The sequence below is a fragment of the Vibrio sp. 704 genome (assembly GCF_033339295.1).
Genome location: NZ_JAWOUH010000202.1, coordinates 1 through 904 on the forward strand (window position 1 = coordinate 1; position 904 = coordinate 904).

The following is a 904-nucleotide window of genomic DNA, read 5'->3' on the forward strand; positions in this document are numbered from 1 at the left end:
AATTCGATCTGCTTTGGCTACGGATGTGTGATCTTTCCAGAGGACGAACATTGCATTTGGGTTGTGCTCAAACTCAGGAAGCAGCGCTAAAACAGTGCCGTTTTCATCTATTGGAGCTGGGGTTGAGCCTGTTGTGTCGACGCCTATGCCGACAACAGAATCGGCCAGAGTCCGTGGCATTGTAGCCAGTACCTCTTGGATTGCGCTGGTCATTGCATCCAAATAATCTTGCGGGTGATGTCTGAATTGCGATTGCGCAGGTTGGCAATAGAGCCCCTTCATCCATCGTGAGTAGTACACCACAGACGAGGAAACTTCCTGGCCTGTTTCGGCATTAACAATAAGCGCACGTACGGAGTCCGATCCGAAGTCCAAACCAATTACATGCTGCTGATGTGTATTTATTGTGTCCATGACAACTCCAACTTTTGGTCAGCAAACTAAATCTACTTGTTGTTATAGCCAGAGCAGGTGGGTTATCCCATAAATAGGGTTGCTAAGTTTATGGACAAAAACGTCACTGGGTGTTTTTTGTGTCCTTTTTAACACCTTTATATATTGCTCAAAAATTAAGTGTTCTCGACCATGATTAACGTTTGCGTTGGGGGTTTTAGCGATATTTGAAAGTTGCTAGTCGCACAATTGAGAGCTGCTTCATAGCCTCTGTAGCTAAATGAATGGACAAAATTGCTACATTTTTCCGCTGTGATTTTTATCACTAACAAATGGTCAAGGATGCACAAATATGTACAGCGAACACTCACCTCTACCAGTGGATGGATAACAATGAAATTAAAAAAACTACTCACAATCGCTGCCCTATCTGGCATGACAATGCTCAGTGCCTCTGCTAACGCTTTTTTTGGCTCCAATGACGATAACGTCAGACTTGGTTACCTCGTGA

Annotated in this window: 1 protein-coding gene; it reads right to left on the minus strand. The window is 44.0% G+C overall.

Going from position 1 to position 904, the window contains the following annotated elements; all coding sequences use genetic code 11:
- Positions 1-414: FGGY family carbohydrate kinase (locus tag R7R24_RS25450; RefSeq protein WP_318119885.1), on the minus strand; the 414-nt coding region annotated here is incomplete at its 3' end.
- Positions 415-904: the final 490 nt, after the last annotated feature.